Source organism: Pseudomonas protegens (assembly GCF_003732485.1).
In the GTDB taxonomy this organism is placed as follows: Bacteria; Pseudomonadota; Gammaproteobacteria; order Pseudomonadales; family Pseudomonadaceae; genus Aquipseudomonas; species Aquipseudomonas protegens_B.
The window spans coordinates 1,361-2,883 of the sequence record NZ_MOAK01000055.1; the positions used below are offsets into that span (position 1 = coordinate 1,361).

The window sequence follows — 1,523 nt, forward strand, 5'->3', positions numbered from 1 at the left end:
CATCTTCCTCGGCTACTGGAAGCCCGCCATGGACAAGAACATCGCGCCCTTCCTCGAGGCCGGGCAGGTCAAGGTCATGGCCCAACCCAGCCTCGCCGATGCCCAGGCGACCCTGGCGGTGCCGGACTACGTGGCGCAAGCGGGCCTGAAGACCTTCGCCGACATCGCCCGCTTCAAGGAACAGCTGGGGGGCAAGATCTACGGCATCGAACCCGGCAGCGGCGCCAACACCACGATCAAGACCCTGATCGACACCGACCATTTCGGCCTCAAGGGCTTCAAGCTGATCGAGTCCGGCGAGGCCGGGATGCTGGCGGCGGTGCAGCGGGCGATCAACCGCAAGGAATTCGTGGTGTTCGTCGGCTGGACCCCGCACCCGATGAACATCAACATGGCCATCACCTACCTCACCGGCAGCGAAGACGTGTACGGCCCCAACGAAGGGGCGGCCACGGTCTCCACGGTCACCGCGCCGGACTACGCCGAGCGCTGCCCCAATGTGTATCGACTGCTGCAGAACCTGAGCTTCAGCGCGGCCCAGGAAAGCCAGCTGATGGTGCCGATCATGCAGCGCAAGACGCCCCAGGATGTGGCCCGGCAATGGCTGCGCGAACACCCCGAAGACTTGCAGCGCTGGCTGACGGGAGTCACTACCTTCGACGGCCGCGATGGCGTGGCCGCGGTCAAAGCGAACCTGTAACCGCCCTCCGTAGGAGCCGGCTTGCCGGCGAACGCGGTCTCACGGACCTCTTCGCCGGCAAGCCGGCTCCTACACTTCAGGACTGTCCATGAGCCATTACCCGCTTTCTGCCGAGCTGACGGCCTTTGTCCAGCGCACCCTGAGCTACACCAGCGCTGACAGCAGCTTCCAGGGGCTGCGCGACAGCTATGAGCGCATGTGCCGGGATTTCACTCCGGCCCATCCACCCGGCCTCGCCGTGCATGAGCGGCAACTGGCCCAGGTGCCGCTGCGTTTCTATCACCCGGACCGCGTCGCCCCGGAGTGCGGCTGGCCCTGGCTGCTGTACCTGCACGGTGGCGGCTGGGTGCTGGGCAGCCTGGACTCCCACGATTTCATCACCGCCCATCTGGCCAGCGAACTGCAGGTGCTGGTGATCGCGGTGGACTACCGGCTGGCCCCGGAACACCCGTTCCCGGCCGCCTTCGACGATTGCCTGGCGGTATGGCGTGCCCTGGAGCAGGGCCTGGGCCCCGTGCCGCTGGATCGCCGTCGTCGGCTGGTGATGGGCGACAGCGCCGGGGGCAATCTGGCCGCGGCGCTGTGCCTGGCCCTGCGGGATGCCGGTGAACCCTTGCCCGCCGCCCAGGTGCTGGTCTATCCCGGGCTGGGCGGTGCAGCCAACCTGCCTTCGCGCAGCCAGTGCGCCGACGCCCCCCTGCTCAACAGCAGCGACCTGGACTGTTTCCAGGCGCTGTACCTGCCGGGACCCGAACAAACATCGCCCTATGCCCGGCCGCTGCTGGCAGAGGACTTCAGTCACCTGCCGCCGGCCTTTATCGCG

2 protein-coding genes are annotated in these 1,523 nt (G+C 67.3%); both read left to right on the forward strand.

Annotated features, from left to right (window positions below; all coding sequences use genetic code 11):
- A partial coding sequence (locus BLX41_RS14480; protein WP_259744913.1) for a glycine betaine ABC transporter substrate-binding protein occupies window positions 1-700 on the forward strand: 700 nt, incomplete at its 5' end.
- Between the two features lie 88 nt (window positions 701-788).
- A partial coding sequence (locus BLX41_RS14485; protein WP_259744914.1) for an alpha/beta hydrolase occupies window positions 789-1,523 on the forward strand: 735 nt, incomplete at its 3' end.